Origin of the sequence: Streptomyces sp. NPDC057271 (assembly GCF_042668715.1) — a bacterium.
Lineage (GTDB): Bacteria > Actinomycetota > Actinomycetes > Streptomycetales > Streptomycetaceae > Streptomyces.
Genome location: NZ_JBHUYJ010000028.1, coordinates 31407 through 46542, shown reverse-complemented (window position 1 = coordinate 46542; position 15136 = coordinate 31407). Strand labels below are relative to the sequence as shown.

Sequence of the window (15136 nt, the reverse complement as noted above, 5' to 3'; positions counted from 1 at the left end):
CGCGGGGCGGGGGGGGTTTTGTCCCACCCCCCCGCGCCGTACTCCCCGCTCTCTGCGCCACCCAGATCACCAGCTGGGGAATCGTCTACTACGCCTTCCCCGTCCTGCTCTCCCGCATCACCACCGACACCGGCTGGTCCACCAACGCCGTGACCGCTGCCTTCTCCCTCGCGCTTCTCGTCTCAGCGGTCGCGGGCATTCCCATCGGCCGGATGCTGGACCGCAGGGGCCCTCACCTCGTGATGACCGGGGGCTCGATCCTCGCCGTCCTGGCGATCCTCGCAGTGGCCGCGGCACCGAGCCTCCCCGTGTTCTTCGCCGCCTGGGCAGCGGCCGGTGTCGCCATGGCCGCCACCTTCTACCAGCCCGCCTTCGCCGCCCTCACCCGCTGGTGGGGCACCGACCGCGTCCGCGCCCTGACCGTTGTCACCCTCGCCGGCGGCCTCGCGAGCACGGTCTTCGCCCCGCTCACCGCCGTCCTCGCCGAACACCTCAGCTGGCGCGCCACCTACGCCGTCCTCGCCGTCATACTCGCCGCCATCACGATCCCGGCCCACGCACTCGCCCTGCGCGCACCCTGGCCACCAGCACCACCCGCGGCCCCGGCTTCAGATGACGGAATCCCGGTCGGCCGCAGCCGTCCCTTCGTGCTCCTGGCTGTCGCCTTCACGCTCTCCGGCTTCGCCGTGTACGCGGTCGTCATCGGACTTGTCCCCCTCCTCCAAGAACGTGGCGCGAGTACCACAGCCGCCGCATGGGCTCTCGGACTCGGCGGTGCCGGCCAGACGCTCGGCCGCACCCTGTACGCCGGCCTCGCTTCCAGAACATCGGTCACTACGCGCACCACCACGCTGATCGCCCTCGGCGGTGCGACCACAGCCGCGCTGGCCCTCGCTCCCGGACCGATTCCGCTCCTCGTCCTGGTCGCGGTCCTCGCCGGAGTCGTACGTGGGAACCTCACCCTGCTCCAGGCCACCGCCGTCACCGACCGCTGGGGCACCGCCCACTACGGCCGCCTCTCCGCGCTCCTCGGCGCCCCCGCCCACCTTGCCGCCGCCCTCGCCCCCTGGGCCGGGGCCGCCCTCGCGGGCTCACTCGGCGGATACGACGGTCTGTTCGGCGTACTCGCGGGGCTGTCTGGCGTTGCAGCGTGCGTCGGTCTGGCCGCAGACAGGGCGCTGCGTCGTGACGCGGCCCGTTCGGGCGGGGCCTGGTTCCGGCATCACTGAAGGTCGGCGGCAGACCGGCCGTGGCTGCGCACTTCGGCGGGTCGAATGTCCGGCGGGTCGTGCGCTCAGCAGGACACTCACCCGATCGAGCCGCCGTTGCCGCGCTCGTCCACGACCGGGTACCCGGCAGCGGCCCAGGAGTTCATGCCACCCTTGACGTCCACCGCGTCCGCACCCCGTTCGGCCAGGAGCTTCGCGGCCTGCCGCGAGCGGTGCCCGCTGCGGCAGATCACTACAAGCGGACGGCCCTGCGCGGAAGCGGGCAGCGCGGCCCCCGCGACCAGACCGGTCAGTGGGGCGTGCACCGCGTCCGGGGCGTGCCCGGCCTTCCATTCGGGGTTCTCCCGCACATCCAGCAGGACGGCTTCGGGCCGCTCCCCGCCGGTACGTGTGCGCGCCTCGTCCACGGACAAGCGCGGCCGGCTCCTGAGGAAGAGGAACATCGTCGACGTCACCTTTCGCGTCTCTGGTTCGGGGCGTCACCTGCCTGGAAGGCCAGGCGTGGCCGGCTCAGCCGGTGGTGACGGTCAGTCCGGCCTCGGCGGCGGCGTCGAATCCGTCGTCCACGGCGACGACCTGTCGTCCGGCGGCGTCGAGCAGGGATGCCGCGATGCCCGCGCGCACACCGCCCGCGCAGTGCACCCACACCGTCCCGTCCGGGACCTCGCCGAGACGGCGGTGCACCTCATGGATCGGGATGTGGACCGATCTCGCAATCCAGCCCCCGGCACGCTCGGAATCGCGGCGCACGTCGAGCACGACGACTCCGACCTTGTCCTGAGCCGCCAGTTCCGCGAACGTGGCACGGGGGAAGGAGGCGGCGCTCTCACCGTCGCGGAGCCAGATCGAGGGACCGCCGGTCGCGGCGGCTGCCGGCCGGTCGATGCCGACCCGGGCCAGTTCCCGCTGGGCGGCGGCCAGTTGACCGGCCGACTCGGCAAGCAGGGTGACGGGCTTGCCCCACGGGATCATCCAGGCCAGATAGGTCGCGAGCTTGCCGTCCGCCTCGAAGTTGAACGAACCCGCGACATGTCCCTCGGCGAACGCGATCCGGTTGCGCAGGTCCACGACCCACTCACCGGCCGCGAGGCGCGCGGCGATCTCCTCTGGATCGGCGACCGCGGGCGCGGTGAGGTCCACCGGCACCGGACCGGCCGCGTTGGCCGGACCCATGTGCGCGTAGTAGGCGGGCACGTCCTCCAAACCTGTGAGCAGGTCGGCGACGAAGGTGTCCACGTCCACGGTCAGAGCCGTGTTGGCCCCCTTCTCCTTGCCGATCGTCGTCGCGTCGCCGTCGGCCTGTGCGGAGGAGCAGAAGCTGCCGAACCCGTGGGTGGGCAGGACTGCCGTGTCGTCGGGCAGGGCGTCGGCCAGACGTCGAGCCGAGGCGTGCTGCGCGCGGGCCAGCTCCTCGGTCAGCCGCGGCTCGACCAGGTCCGGCCGACCCACCGTGCCGATGAGGAGGGAGCCACCGGTGAACGCGGCCACAGGCCGGGCCGCCTCGCCGAGTACGTAGGCGGTGTGGTGCGGAGTGTGCCCGGGGGTCGCCACTGCGGTCAGGGTCAGATCGGTGTCGATGTCCACGGTGTCGCCGTCGGCGACCGGCGTCCGGGTGAAGGAGACGCGCGCGGCGGCCGGCACCAGGTAGACGGCGCCCGTGATGCGGGCCAGCTCCAGGCCGCCGGTGACGTAGTCGTTGTGGATGTGCGTCTCGACGACGTGGGTGATTCGCACGCCTCGTCGGCCGGCGGCCGCGAGCACCTGGTCGATGTCGCGAGGCGGATCGACCGCCACCGCCGCGTGTTCGCCACCGGCGAGGTAGCTGCGGTTGCCCAGACCCTCGAGCTCGATGGTGTCGACGAAGAACACGGGCGGTACTCCCTTCACGCGAAAATTACCCCCAGGGGTATGTCGCTCACTCTAACACTCTTACCCCCGGGGGTATATTTCGAGGGATGGCAGCCGTCGCAGGCGCACCGCAAGCCGGAGATGCCGGCCACGCGGGAAGTGGGGTGGGAGACCGTGCCCAGGACCGCGGTGCGAGCCTCGAGAGGTCATTCGGCGAGGTCCAGCGGGCCGTCCGACAGGCCCTGTCCGAGCAGGGCTTCGACGTCCCGACCGAGGTGGACGTCCAGGCGACCCTCAAGGCCGAGCTGGGCCACGCCATGGAGCCGTACCTGCTCCGCGGCGCCTGCAGCCCGCCCCTGGCCCGACGGGCACTGGAGACCGACCGCTCGGTCGCCTGCCGCCCTGCAACGTCGTCGTCCGGTCCGACGGCCACCGGGTCGTGATGCGGGCCATCGTCCCCGGCGTCATGGTGGACCCCACCGGCCTCGACGCCATGGCGCCCATCGCCGACGAAGCCGGCCGTCGCCTCGACGTGGCTCTCGCATCCCTCGACCGAGTAAGCGCACGCATGACCAGCGCCTCCGCCGGCCCTGGCGGAGGCGGCGGTCGCTTGCCCGTCGGCGCCGACAGGAAGAACAGCCGTACGCCCTCGTCGATCCGCTCGCGGTGGTTGGGATGCCCGGGCCCCGCGGGGGTCAGCGGACCAGGACCGGCCTCGTGCGGGGGGTGGGGGTGGGCTCCTCGTGGAGGATCACGCGGAGCGTGTCCTTGAGGCGGCGGGAGGGCTCGATGCCCAGGTGGTCGGTGAGCTGGCGGCGGGCGCTGTGGTACGTCTCCAGCGCCTCGGCGCGGCGGCCGACGTGGTAGAGGGAGAGCATCAGCATCTCGGTGATCTTCTCGCGCCACGGGTGGACCACGCTGATCGCGCGCAGTTCGCCGATGGCCTCCTCCGTGCGGCCGCAGTGGAGCTTGAGTTCCAGGCGGGTCTCCTGGGCGGTGAGGTACTCCTCCTCCAGCTGGACGGCCATGCTGTGACAGAGCGGACTGTTGCCGACGTCCTGCAGGGGCTTGCCGCGCCAGAGGGCCAGTGCGGAGTCCAGGAGGTCGACGGCGCGGCCCGGGTCGGTGGCGGCGACGCGCCGTGCCTCCGCGGTGCGACACCGGAAGGTGTGCATGTCGACGGCGCTCGGGTCGACCTTCAGGACGTAGCCGGCCGAGTGGGTGACCACGGGCGGGGTGTCGTCGGAGGAGTCCGACAGCCGGCCGAGCGTGCGACGGAGGCGGGACACCTGGGCCTGGAGGGCGTTGTGGGCCGTGTGGGGCGGATCGTCGCCCCAGAGTTCGTTGTAGAGCTGCTCGTTGGTGAGGAGCCGTCCGTCCGCCAGGAGCAGGGAGGCGAGGAGGATGCGCTGCCGGTGACCGGCGACAGGGGTCAACTCGTTGTTCGTGATGATTCCGACCGGTCCGAGGATGGTGAATCTCATGAGGGAAGCCTCACACGGCCCCGGTTGCCGGTACTTGAGACGCGTCTGATGCCCCTCTGGGCTTTCGCTGGAGTCGAGATTCAGCCAAAGCGATCACATTGGCGTTCACGACCTATTGGTGACCGGATCACTACTGGAATTTGATCGTCCGTGCCAGCATCGAAGTGCTTACTGGTCGGGGGGGAGTTGGCTCAGTGGAGATCAAGTTGTTGGGCACGTTGACCGCGAATCTGGGTGGTACGACGTGGACACCGAGCGCCGCCAAGCACCGGCAGGTGCTGGCCCTGCTGGCGCTGCGGGCGGGGCACACGGTGCCGATGTGGGAGCTGATCGACGAACTCTGGGGCGACAGCCCACCGCGCAGCGCCCAGGCCACGTTGCAGACGTACATGATGCAGTTGCGCCGCGCGATCACCGCCGCCGGCGTCAAGAGCGGGACGGAGTGCCGGGTCAAGGAGATCCTCGCGACCACGCACGGCGGATACGTCCTCAACATCCGCCCCGGGTACGTGGACGCGCTGGAGCACGAGAGCCTGGCCGCGGCCGGTCTGGCGGCGGCACGCCGCGGTGACCACCCGCGCGCCTCCGAACTCCTCAACCAGGCCATCTCGCTGTGGCGGGGCAGCGCCCTCTCGGACGTCGCCCAGGGCCCGCCGCTCAAGGTCGAGACGCTGCGGCTCGAGGAGTCGTGCCTCAGCGTCCTGGAGACCTGCGTCGCCGTCGACCTGGCCTCCGGGCACACCGCCGAAGTCCTCAGCAGGCTCACGGAGCTGACGGCCCGCTACCCGATGCACGAGCGGTTCCACCTTCAGCTGATGGTCACCCAGTATCAGGTCGGGCGGATCTGGCAGGCCCTGGAGACGTACCGGAGGCTGCACACCCGCCTCGTGACCGAGCTCGGGCTCGAACCGTCCGAGGCCGTCCGCGACGCGCACCAGCGCATGCTCCGCCGGGACGCCACGCTCACCCTCGATGTGGCCGGAAACGGGGGCGCTGTCGTGCGGGGAGAGTCGCCGTTCGGCCAACTGCGCAGCGCCTGAACCTCCGACTCCGCTTCTGCGCTCCTTCGCGTCCGCGATCCGTGGACGCGAGGGAGGGCGGACGCGGTCGGCAGTGAGAAGCGGACCGGCGATGCCCGCCGGTCCGTTTCGCCGTTCCGCCCGCGGCGTAGCCGGCCACCCCCGGCGGCGGTCGGCCACCCCCGGCCACCCCCGGCCACGCCCGGTGGCGGGCGGCGGCGGGCGGCGCGGGTGCCGGTGCGGCGCGCGAGTGCCGTGCCGCACCCGTCCGGGCGCTCCGCCCCGGCCGGTCAGCGCACGGTCAGTGGTGTGTGACCGGCCTCGCCTAGCGTGCCGAGCGCGGCGGGACCTCCCGTCGTTACGGGGACCCAGGAGGTGGCGGATGCCCGTCGGTCGCATGCTCGCCCCGCACGGACCGTACGCCCGGACCGCCGTACGCGCGGCGGGGCCGGCCGGGACGGCTCTGCTCCTCGTGGCCCACGGCAGCCGCGACCCCCGGCACTCGGCGACCCTGCGCACGCTCGCCGACGGTGTCCGGTCCCTCGCCGGCCTGCGGACCGAGCTCGCCTTCCTGGAGTTCGACCGGCCGGGCATCGCCGACGCCCTGGGCGCCGCCGTCGCCGCGGGCGCCGACCGGGTCGTCGTCGTCCCCCTCCTGCTCTCCCGTGCCTACCACGCCACGACGGACCTCCCCGCGGCCCTGGCCGGGGACTGGGGCGTGCCCGTGCACAGCACCGACGTCCTCGGCGGATCGCCCCTCCTCGTCGACGCGCTCGAACGGCGGCTCCTCGAAGCCGGGTTGGGCTCCGCGGACCGGGAACCGACCGGTGTCGTCGTCGCCGCGACCGGTTCGCGGAACGCCGACGCCCGCGCGTCCGTCGCCGCCGTCGCGCGAGCGCTGCGGCGGGCCGGCCGGCGCGACACCCTTCCCGCGTACGTCACCGGTCCCGGGCGGCGCCCGGGCGATGCCGTACGGGAACTGCGCGCCCGAGGAGTGCGGCGGGTGGCCGTCGCCCCGTACGTCCTCGCCCCCGGCCTCCTTCCCGACCGGATCGACGCCGAGGCGGCGGCGGCCGGGGCGGACGTCGTGTCCGCGCCGTTGGGCGCCGCCCCGGAGCTCGTGCGGCTTGTCGTCGAGCGGGGGGTGGGGGCGTTCGCCGGGTGAGGCGCACGCCCCCGGTCCAGGCCCTCGCCCGTGCCTCGCCGGTACGCCGCGCGCGTTCTCGCTCGGAAGAATTCAGCTGCTCGTCGGCAAGGCGTAAGGGACGGCATCGCAGTTCCCCACGACGAGCCGCGGACACCCGGCGTCCCTCGCTGTCGGACGGAATTCCTTCAGGTCTATTCCCATGCGCGCAGAGAGGGCGTGGCCGGGGATTATTTACTTCTCGGACCCACGGATGTCACCGTACTCGCCATCCCGGGTGACAGGTCGCGCAGGGATTACCGGGACCTGGTCGAACCGCTGGTGTACAGCTCGTCGGGCGGGTGATTCGGGTCACGTGAGGGAGAAGTTAATTCTCGATGGAATTCCATGCGCCCTTTCCCGCCGTACGAAACCGCCCGGACGGCGCGCTGAGCCGGCTCTGACGTGCCGCTGACATCCGGGAAGAGCTTCGGACCAGGCTCGATGGGGTCACCGAGACCGTTTCCGCCGGTTCGCCCGCGCACGGAGGGGTGCTCCGTGGGGGTGCGCGGGGCGGAATCCCCGTGTCGTTCCTGGTCGGCCCGGCTGTCGCTGGCCGCTGTCGTCTCCGGGCCGGCCGTGGTCGGCGCTTCGGAAATGGGAAGGCGTTTACCAAAGGGTGTGTTGCACAATCGGTGACGCTCTCCCTAGGCTTTCGAACTGCGAGCGGAGGCCTGACCGCTCATTGTTCTCTCACGTAGACCTGTGCACCCCGGAAGCCCAATTCAGTGGCGTCCGGGGTGGCAGGTGCGTGCAGGTTCTAGAAAGGAACAGGTAATGGTCAAGGTCACGGCCGGCGAGGTCCAGGAATGGCTTGTGAAGAAGATCGCGGACCGGTTGGGTGAAGACCCGTCGAGCATTTCTCCCGGGCAGTATTTCGACGAGCTCGACCTCGACAGCACCGAGGCGCTCGTCATCGCGGGCGAGATGGAGAACTGGCTCGGGTTCGAGCTGGGCACGACGGCGCTCTGGTACCACCCGACCATCGAGGCCCTGTCGGCACACATCGCCGAGGAGAGTGCTCAGCGTGGCGCCGCGGCCTAGCAGAGCGGCCGCCGCACAGGTGCTGGTACGTCACCGGGCGACCCCGCCCGGTGGCCGTACCGTCTACGCCGTTCACCCCGGCGCCCTGCCGGTCGTGACCTGGGCCAACCTGGCCGGAGCACTGCCGCAGGACACGGGGTTCGTCGTGCTCGACGTCGGCGCGGTCCCCGCATATCTGCAGGCGGCGATGGATCCCGGCGCGTCCGACCTGACCGTCGACCGCCTGATCGACATCCTGGTCGACGCCTACCGCGCGGACCTCGGCGGAGCCGTCGACGGGGCGGCCGGTGGTGCGGCCGGGCCCGTCACCTTCGTCGGCTGGTCCTTCGGCGGGGTCCTGGCGCACGGGATGACGGAGCGTCTGAAGGCCGATGAGAGGCCGGACGGCATCGTGCTGCTCGACAGCATCGCGCCGACGGAGACGTACACGTACGCGGAGGACGACTACGTCGACCCCGTGATCGTCCTGCGCTGGTTCGCGATGTTCCTCGGCGCCAAGCGCGGCACGGAGATCGCCTTCCGTGCCCCGGCCGTCTCCACGGCCTCCGCGTCCGCCGGGGTCCCGACCTCGACCGTCGGGGCCGACCACGTCCTCGCCGGACTGGAGCAGCTGCTCCAGGACGCCGTGGCGTGTGGCGCGCTGCCCGAGGGGACGCCGGTCCAGAGCATCCGGAAGCTCTTCGACGCCTACATGGCGGGGCTCCTGCGCAACAACAGGCTGACCTCCACGTACCGTCCGCTGCCCGCCACCGTGCCCCTCACCCAGATCAAGGCGCACCACAGCCTGATCCCCTCCGACCCGACCCTCGGTTGGGCCGAACTGGCCGATCGCACGGTGGAGGCGCACTCCGTGCCCGGCGACCACTACACCATGCTGATCCGCCCGGACGCCTCGCGGGCCATCGCCGGTCTGATTCCGGCAGCCCGGCCTCCACAGCTCGTCACGCCCCGGAGGGACACCCAGTGAACGAATTCCAGGAACGGATGCTCGACCGCAGACTGGCCAGGGACCCCATCGCCATCGTCGGCCTGTCCGGGCTCTTCCCGAAGTCGCAGAACGTACGGGAGTTCTGGGCCAACGTCGTGGCCGCGGCCGACTGCACCACCGACGTGCCCGCCGGGCACTGGGACGTCGACGAGTTCTACGACCCCGACCCCTCGGTGCCCGACAAGACCTACGCCAAGCGCGGCGGCTTCATCCCCGACGTGCCCTTCAACCCCCTCGAGTTCGGCCTCCCGCCGAACACGCTCGAAGTGACCGACGTGCTCCAGCTGCTGAGCCTCACGGTCACCCGCGACCTCCTCAAGGACGCCGGATCCGACCAGGGCTGGTACGACCCGAAGCGGACCGGCGTGGTCCTCGGCATCACCGGCGCCAACCAGCTGACCCAGCCCCTCACCGCCCGCCTGCAGAGCCCCGTGCTCAAGGAGGTGGTCAGGAGCTGCGGGCTCTCCGAGCGCGACGCCGAGGAGATCGCCGCCAAGTTCCGTATGGCGTACGCGCCGTGGGAGGAGAACTCCTTCCCCGGCATGCTCGGCAACGTCGTCGCCGGCCGTATCGCCAACCGGTTCGACCTCGGTGGCATCAACATGACGATCGACGCCGCCTGCGCCAGCTCGCTCGGCGCGGTCCGGACGGCCGTCAGCGAGCTCCTGGAGGGGCGCGCCGACACGATGCTGACAGGCGGCTGCGACGCCGAGAACACGATCTTCATGTACCTCTGCTTCAGCAAGACGCCCGCGCTCTCCAAGTCCGGGCGGATCCGCCCGTTCGACAGCGAGGCCGACGGAACGCTGATCGGTGAGGGCATCGGCATGCTCGCCCTGCGCCGCCTCGCCGACGCCGAGCGCGACGGCAACCAGGTGTACGCGGTCATCCGCGGCCTCGGCACCTCCAGCGACGGGCGCTTCAAGTCCATCTACGCCCCCCGTAAGGAGGGTCAGATGGAGGCGCTGCGCCGCGCCTACCAGGACGCCGACGCCGCCCCCGACAGCATCGAGCTGTTCGAGGCGCACGGCACCGGCACGGCGGTCGGCGACGCGACCGAGCTGAGCGCGCTCACCGAGGTGGTCGCCAAGGACGGGGGCGAGCGGGGATACGCCGCCATCGGCAGCGTGAAGTCCCAGATCGGCCACACCAAGGCGGCGGCCGGCGCGGCCTCGATGATCAAGCTCGCCTTCGCGCTGCACCACAAGGTCCTGCCGCCGACCATCAACGTGGACCGGCCCAACGCCGCCTTCGGCACGGACAGCCCGTTCTACGTCAACACCAAGACCCGGCCGTGGATCCGCGACCCGAAGCGCCCGCAGCGCCGGGCGGCGCTCTCCGCGTTCGGCTTCGGCGGGACCAACTTCCACGCGGTGCTCCAGGAGCACGGCGACGGCGACGACCTGGAGGTCCGCTTCCCGGTCGCCCGCGTCCACCTCTGGCACGCGGCAGGCCCCGAGGCCCTGGCGGACGCCCTCGCGGCGAAGACCCCGCCCACCGGCGGACCGGTCCCCCCGGCCCACGCCCGGGTGGCGTTCGTGGCCCGCGACGAGGCCGAGGCCGACACTCTGCGCGAGCTCGCGGTCGGCGAGCTGCGCGCCCGTGCGGACCGCGACGCGTGGTCCCACCCGAAGGGGGTCCACTACCGCCGGTCCGCCGGCGAGACGGGCCGGGTGGCCGCGCTCTTCGCCGGGCAGGGCAGCCAGTACGTCGACCCGGGGCTGAGCGCCGTTCTCGCGCTGCCCCCGCTGCGCTCCTCCTTCGACCGTGCCAACGGGCACTTCCGTGAGGACACCCCGCTGTCCCGGGTGGCGTTCCCGCCGCCGCTCGTCGACGACGAGGGCCGGGCCGCGCAGGAGTCCGCGCTGCGCGCCACCGCCTACGCCCAGCCCGCCATCGGCGCGCTCTCCGCCGGACACTTCCGGTACCTCACCGAACTCGGCTTCGAGGCCGAGGGCTTCCTCGGCCACAGCTTCGGCGAACTCACGGCCCTGTACGCGGCCGGAGCGTACGACGAGGACACCCTCCACCAGCTGGCCCGAGCCCGGGGCCGGGCCATGTCGCCCGCGTCCGGGCAGGCCGCGGAGGACACCGGCGCGATGGCCGCCGTCTTCGCCCCCGAGGAGCGCGTCGCCGAACTCCTGGCGGACCGCGCGGACCTGCGGGTCTGCAACCGCAACGCGCCCGACCAGATCGTGGTCGGCGGCGCCACCGCCGAGGTCGACCGCCTGGTGGAGGCCGCCGGCCTCGCCGGGGTGCGCGCCCGACGTCTCCCGGTCTCCGCGGCCTTCCACACTCCGTTCGTCGCCCACGCCGTGGACGATTTCCGCGCCGTCGTCGACACCGTCGACATCGGTGTGCCGCGCGGCCGGGTCTACGCGAACAGCCCCGGCGCCGCCTACGGCACGGACGTCGCCGACAACCGACGTGTCCTCGCCGAACAGCTCATCAACCCGGTGGAGTTCGCGACGCGCGTCGAGGAGATGTACGCCGACGGATTCCGGGTCTTCGTCGAGTTCGGTCCGCAGTCCGTCCTCACGGGGCTCGTCGGCCGCATCCTGGGGGACCGGCCGCACACCGCGATCGCCCTCGACGGCGGACCCGGCAAGGACGCCGACCTCACCCTCAAACAGTCCGTGGCACGCCTCGCGGTGCTCGGTCTCCCGGTCGCCGTCACCGACCGGTACACCGCCGCCGTGGAGGAGCCCGTCGCCACCAAGGGCATGTCGCTGATGCTCAACGGCATCAACTACGTGTCCCCGGAGCGCCGGGCCGCCTACCAGGAAGCCCTCTCCGACGGCTACCGGGTGCCCGTGGCCGCCGCGACGCCCGGGGCCGCCGCACCGAGCCCGTCCGCCGTCGCACCGAGCCCGCCCACCGCGCCTCCCGTCGTACCGGCGGCGCGCGCGGCGGAGCCGGTGGTACGTGCGGAACTCCCGGCCCCGAGCCTCCCGCAGGCCGCCCCTGTGCGGGCGACGGAGCAGCCCCTCCCCGAACCGACCCGGGCCGCCTCGCCGGTCACCGGTACCGCAGCGGGGAACGCCCGTATCCCTTCGGATACCCTGCCCCCTGCTCAGGAGATCGAGCACATGCCCAGTGATCGCTTCACGGAACTCCTCTCGGACCATCTCTCCCTCCACGACGAGTACCTCAACGGCCAGCTGCAGAGCGTCGAGCGCCTCACCCATATCCTGGAACGCGCCGCCGACCAGGGGAAGTTGGACCAGGTCCTGCCAGGTGTGAGCTCCGTCAAGGAGCACGGCCTCGCGATCGGGCGCACCCACGCGCACGCCAACGACGTCCTGCGGCAGCTGGCCCAGCTGGAGATGGGCGGCGCCGCCACCGCGGCCCCCGCACGTACCGCCCCCGCGCCGTCCGTGCCCGCGCCGAGGCCCGCCGCCCAGGCGCCGGCCCTGCCGGAGCCGCCGGTCCTCCCGGCGCTGCCCCCGGGCTGGACCCCGCCCGTGCCGGTCGCCACCCCCGCGCCGGAGGCCGCCCCCGCCCCCGCCCCCGCCCCGGCCCAGGAGCCCGCTTCCGCTCCCGAGGCCGCCCCTGCCGTTTCCGCTCCTGCCGTCGCCGTCTCTGTTCCGGCTGTGTCCGGTGGTGTGGATGTGGGGACGGTGCGGTCGGTGTTGTTGGAGGTGGTGGCGCAGAAGACGGGTTATCCGGCGGAGATGCTGGAGCTCGACATGGGTGTGGAGTCGGATCTGGGGATTGATTCGATCAAGCGTGTCGAGATCATGGGGGTGATTCAGGAGCGGTTCGGTGTGGTGTCGTCGGCCGGTCCTGAGCAGCTTGCGGAGCTGCGGACCCTGGGTGACATCGTCGACTTCGTGGCCGGCCCGACCGGGGACACGGCGACCGAGTCCGCGCCCGCCACATCCGTCGCGGCCCCGGCGGACCCCTCTCCCGCCGCCTCCGCGCAGGCGTCCGGGCCCGTCTCGCCCATCGGCCGCGCGCACGCCGCCCTCGTCACCCTCCCCGCCGCCGACCCGCTGCTCGACGACTCCTCCGCCGACCGCGGCGCCCTCGTCGTCGACGACGGCTCGGACGTGGCCGCCCGGATCGTCGAGCGGCTCACCGCCACCGGCCGTCAGGTGCACGTCCTGCGGCTCCCCGGAGTCCCGGCGCGCCTGTCCGGTGTGCACGACCACGCCCTGACCGGCTGGGGCACCACCGAGCTGGCGGCCGGGGTCGAGACGGTCTTCACCTCCCGGATCGGCCTCGTCGTCGACGTGGCCGGCCGCACCGACGGCGACTGGAACGACGGGGTACGCAGACTGGCGCACTCCCTCCTGCTCGCGCGGCACGTCGTCCGCCCGCTGACCGACATGGCCGCGCACGGCCGTGCGGCGTTCCTCGCCGTGACCCGGCTCGACGGGGCCTTCGGCCTCACCGGGGTCGCCGAGGACGCCGCCCCGGCCGGAGGTGTCGCGGGGCTCGTCAAGACGCTGGCCCTGGAGGCGCCCGAGCTGTTCTGCCGGTCCGTGGACCTCGCCCCCGGCATCGACCCGGCCGCCGCGGCCGCCCTCGTGCTCGACGAGGCCGCCGACTCGGCCGTGGAGCCCGTACAGGTCGGCCACGACGGCACCCGCAGGGTCGGGCTCGCGGTGTCCGGCGAGCCGCTCACGGCCGCCGACGCCGACGCCCCGCCCCTCACCGCCGACGACCTGCTGGTCGTCACCGGCGGTGCCCGGGGCATCACGGCGGACTGCGTCGCCGAGCTGGCACGGCGTCACCAGCCGCGTCTCCTGCTCCTCGGCCGGACCCCGCTCGACGACGAACCCGCCTGGGCGCAGGGCCTGCCGGAGGAGAACCTCAAGGCGGCGGCCGCCGCGTCGCTGACCGCCGCGGGCGAGAAGCCGACGCCCCGACGCGTCGGCCAGCTCGCCGCCGCCGTCGCCGGCGCCCGGGAGATCCGTGCGACCCTCGACGCGCTGCGGGCGGCCGGGAGCCGCGCCGAGTACCTGCCCGTCGACATCACGGACCAGGCCGCGACCGCGGCCGCCCTCGCCCCGTACAAGGACGAGGTCACGGGCGTGGTGCACGGCGCCGGCGTGCTCGCCGACCAGATGATCGCGCAGAAGAAGGCCTCCGAGATCGAGCGGGTCTTCGCCCCCAAGCTGACCGGACTGCGCTCCGTCATGGCGGCCCTGGGCGGTACCGACCTGCGCCACGTGGTGCTCTTCTCCTCGGTCGCCGGATTCTTCGGCAACCAGGGGCAGTCGGACTACGCGATGGCCAACGAGGTGCTCAACGCCTGGGCCTCCTCCCACCGGCGCGCGTTCCCGCGGACGCGGGTCACCTCGATCAACTGGGGCGCCTGGGACAGCGGGATGGTCTCCCCGCAGATCAGGAAGGTGTTCGAGGAGCGGGGCATCGCCCTGATCCCGGTCGCCGACGGCGCCCGGATGTTCGCCGACCAGTTCGCTCCCGAGCGGGCCGGTGACGTGGTGACCGTGCTCGGCCCGACCACCCCGCTCAGCTCCCGGGACCGCTCCGGCGCGACCGCGGGCGGCACGGTGACCCGGGGCCTTTCGGACCTCGCCGGTTCCACGCTCGTCACCGACCACGTCATCGACGCGACGCCGGTCCTCCCCGCCGTCGTGGCGATGGGATGGGCGCTCGGCGCGGTCGAACACGCCGACGGGCGACGGGCCGTGCGGCTGCGCGACTTCGCCGTCCACCGCGGCATCGTCTTCGACGGGACCCAGCCCGCCGAATGCCGGCTGGTCATGACGCCGGCCGACGGCGACGGCGGCGACGTCAAGGTCGCCGTCCAGTCGCTGGCCGACGGCGCCGTACGACCGCACTACGCGGCCACGGTCGTCGCGGGCGCGCTCCCGCCGGCCGCGCCGGTGACGGGACTTCCCGCGCCGGGCACCGGGACCGAGGCCGCCGGGCTCTACACCGACGGCACGCTCTTCCACGGGCCTGCTCTGCGCGGTCTGCGCCGGATCCTCGCCGACACCGAGTCCCGTCTGGTGCTGGAGTGCGAGGCCGTACGGACGGACACCGACAGCGGCTCGTCCGACTGGTTCGCGGCCGGCTCCGCGGACCTGCTGCTCCAGGCCGCGCTCGTCTGGGTCCGCCGGTTCCGCGGCACCGCCGGGCTGCCGCTCGCGGTGGGCGGGGTCGAACTGTACGGCCCGCTGACGGCCGGTGAGGTGTTCTTCGTCGTGGTGGAGCCGGTGGGCCAGGGCGGCCCCGACTCCCGGCTGGACATCACCGCCTGCACCTCCGACGGACAGGTCAGGGCCAGGTTCACGGCCGTCTCCGTCGTCTCGGCCCCGCAGTTGGCGGCCAAGTTCACGGGCTGACGGTATCCGCACCGGAAGCAG

At 72.7% G+C, this 15136-nt stretch carries 10 protein-coding genes; 7 read left to right on the top strand and 3 right to left on the bottom strand.

Going from position 1 to position 15136, the window contains the following annotated elements; all coding sequences use genetic code 11:
- Positions 1 to 1229: MFS transporter (locus tag ACFUJR_RS15895; RefSeq protein WP_383450459.1), on the top strand; the 1229-nt coding region annotated here is incomplete at its 5' end.
- Positions 1230 to 1306: 77 nt separating this feature from the next.
- On the opposite strand, the gene ACFUJR_RS15890 is transcribed toward ACFUJR_RS15895, so the two are convergent.
- Together ACFUJR_RS15890 and ACFUJR_RS15885 are read right to left on the bottom strand one after the other, a co-directional pair.
- Positions 1307 to 1672, bottom strand: a complete 366-nt coding sequence (locus tag ACFUJR_RS15890) for a rhodanese-like domain-containing protein (RefSeq protein WP_383172986.1) — start codon at positions 1670 to 1672, stop codon at positions 1307 to 1309.
- A 67-nt stretch (positions 1673 to 1739) separates the two neighbouring features.
- On the bottom strand, positions 1740 to 3098 hold the full coding sequence (locus ACFUJR_RS15885) for a rhodanese-like domain-containing protein (protein ID WP_383172988.1): 1359 nt from the start codon (positions 3096 to 3098) through the stop codon (positions 1740 to 1742).
- Positions 3099 to 3184: 86 nt separating this feature from the next.
- Here ACFUJR_RS15885 and ACFUJR_RS15880 point away from each other — a divergent pair, with 86 nt between their 5' ends.
- Positions 3185 to 3520, top strand: a complete 336-nt coding sequence (locus tag ACFUJR_RS15880; RefSeq protein WP_383172990.1) for a DUF302 domain-containing protein — start codon at positions 3185 to 3187, stop codon at positions 3518 to 3520.
- Positions 3521 to 3772: 252 nt separating this feature from the next.
- Here ACFUJR_RS15880 and ACFUJR_RS15875 read toward each other — a convergent pair whose 3' ends face one another.
- Positions 3773 to 4561: a BTAD domain-containing putative transcriptional regulator gene (locus ACFUJR_RS15875; protein ID WP_383172992.1), complete on the bottom strand. Its 789-nt coding sequence runs from the start codon at positions 4559 to 4561 to the stop codon at positions 3773 to 3775.
- Positions 4562 to 4779: 218 nt separating this feature from the next.
- Here ACFUJR_RS15875 and ACFUJR_RS15870 point away from each other — a divergent pair, with 218 nt between their 5' ends.
- The 5 genes from ACFUJR_RS15870 (at position 4780) to ACFUJR_RS15850 (ending at position 15115) form a co-directional block, all read left to right on the top strand.
- The gene (locus ACFUJR_RS15870; protein WP_383450456.1) at positions 4780 to 5601 is read left to right on the top strand and encodes a BTAD domain-containing putative transcriptional regulator; all 822 of its coding nucleotides are present in this window, start codon (positions 4780 to 4782) and stop codon (positions 5599 to 5601) included.
- A 361-nt stretch (positions 5602 to 5962) separates the two neighbouring features.
- Positions 5963 to 6745, top strand: coding sequence for a sirohydrochlorin chelatase (locus ACFUJR_RS15865; RefSeq protein ID WP_383172996.1), 783 nt, complete (start codon positions 5963 to 5965; stop codon positions 6743 to 6745).
- A gap of 795 nt (positions 6746 to 7540) precedes the next feature.
- A complete protein-coding gene (locus tag ACFUJR_RS15860; RefSeq protein WP_383172998.1) occupies positions 7541 to 7807 on the top strand; it encodes an acyl carrier protein in 267 nt (88 codons plus the stop codon).
- On the top strand, positions 7791 to 8774 hold the full coding sequence (locus tag ACFUJR_RS15855) for a thioesterase (protein ID WP_383173000.1): 984 nt from the start codon (positions 7791 to 7793) through the stop codon (positions 8772 to 8774). Before ACFUJR_RS15860 ends, ACFUJR_RS15855 begins: the two co-directional genes overlap by 17 nt.
- Positions 8771 to 15115: an SDR family NAD(P)-dependent oxidoreductase gene (locus ACFUJR_RS15850; protein ID WP_383450453.1), complete on the top strand. Its 6345-nt coding sequence runs from the start codon at positions 8771 to 8773 to the stop codon at positions 15113 to 15115. Before ACFUJR_RS15855 ends, ACFUJR_RS15850 begins: the two co-directional genes overlap by 4 nt.
- Positions 15116 to 15136: the final 21 nt, after the last annotated feature.

What these genes read in the sequence shown, in the direction of transcription:
- ACFUJR_RS15890 (WP_383172986.1), bottom strand. Translation starts at nt 1,672, where the DNA reads ATGTTCCTCTTCCTCAGGAGCCGGCCGCGCTTGTCCGTGGACGAGGCG.
- ACFUJR_RS15880 (WP_383172990.1), top strand. Translation starts at nt 3,185, where the DNA reads ATGGCAGCCGTCGCAGGCGCACCGCAAGCCGGAGATGCCGGCCACGCG.
- ACFUJR_RS15875 (WP_383172992.1), bottom strand. Translation starts at nt 4,561, where the DNA reads ATGAGATTCACCATCCTCGGACCGGTCGGAATCATCACGAACAACGAG.
- ACFUJR_RS15865 (WP_383172996.1), top strand. Translation starts at nt 5,963, where the DNA reads ATGCCCGTCGGTCGCATGCTCGCCCCGCACGGACCGTACGCCCGGACC.
- ACFUJR_RS15860 (WP_383172998.1), top strand. Translation starts at nt 7,541, where the DNA reads ATGGTCAAGGTCACGGCCGGCGAGGTCCAGGAATGGCTTGTGAAGAAG.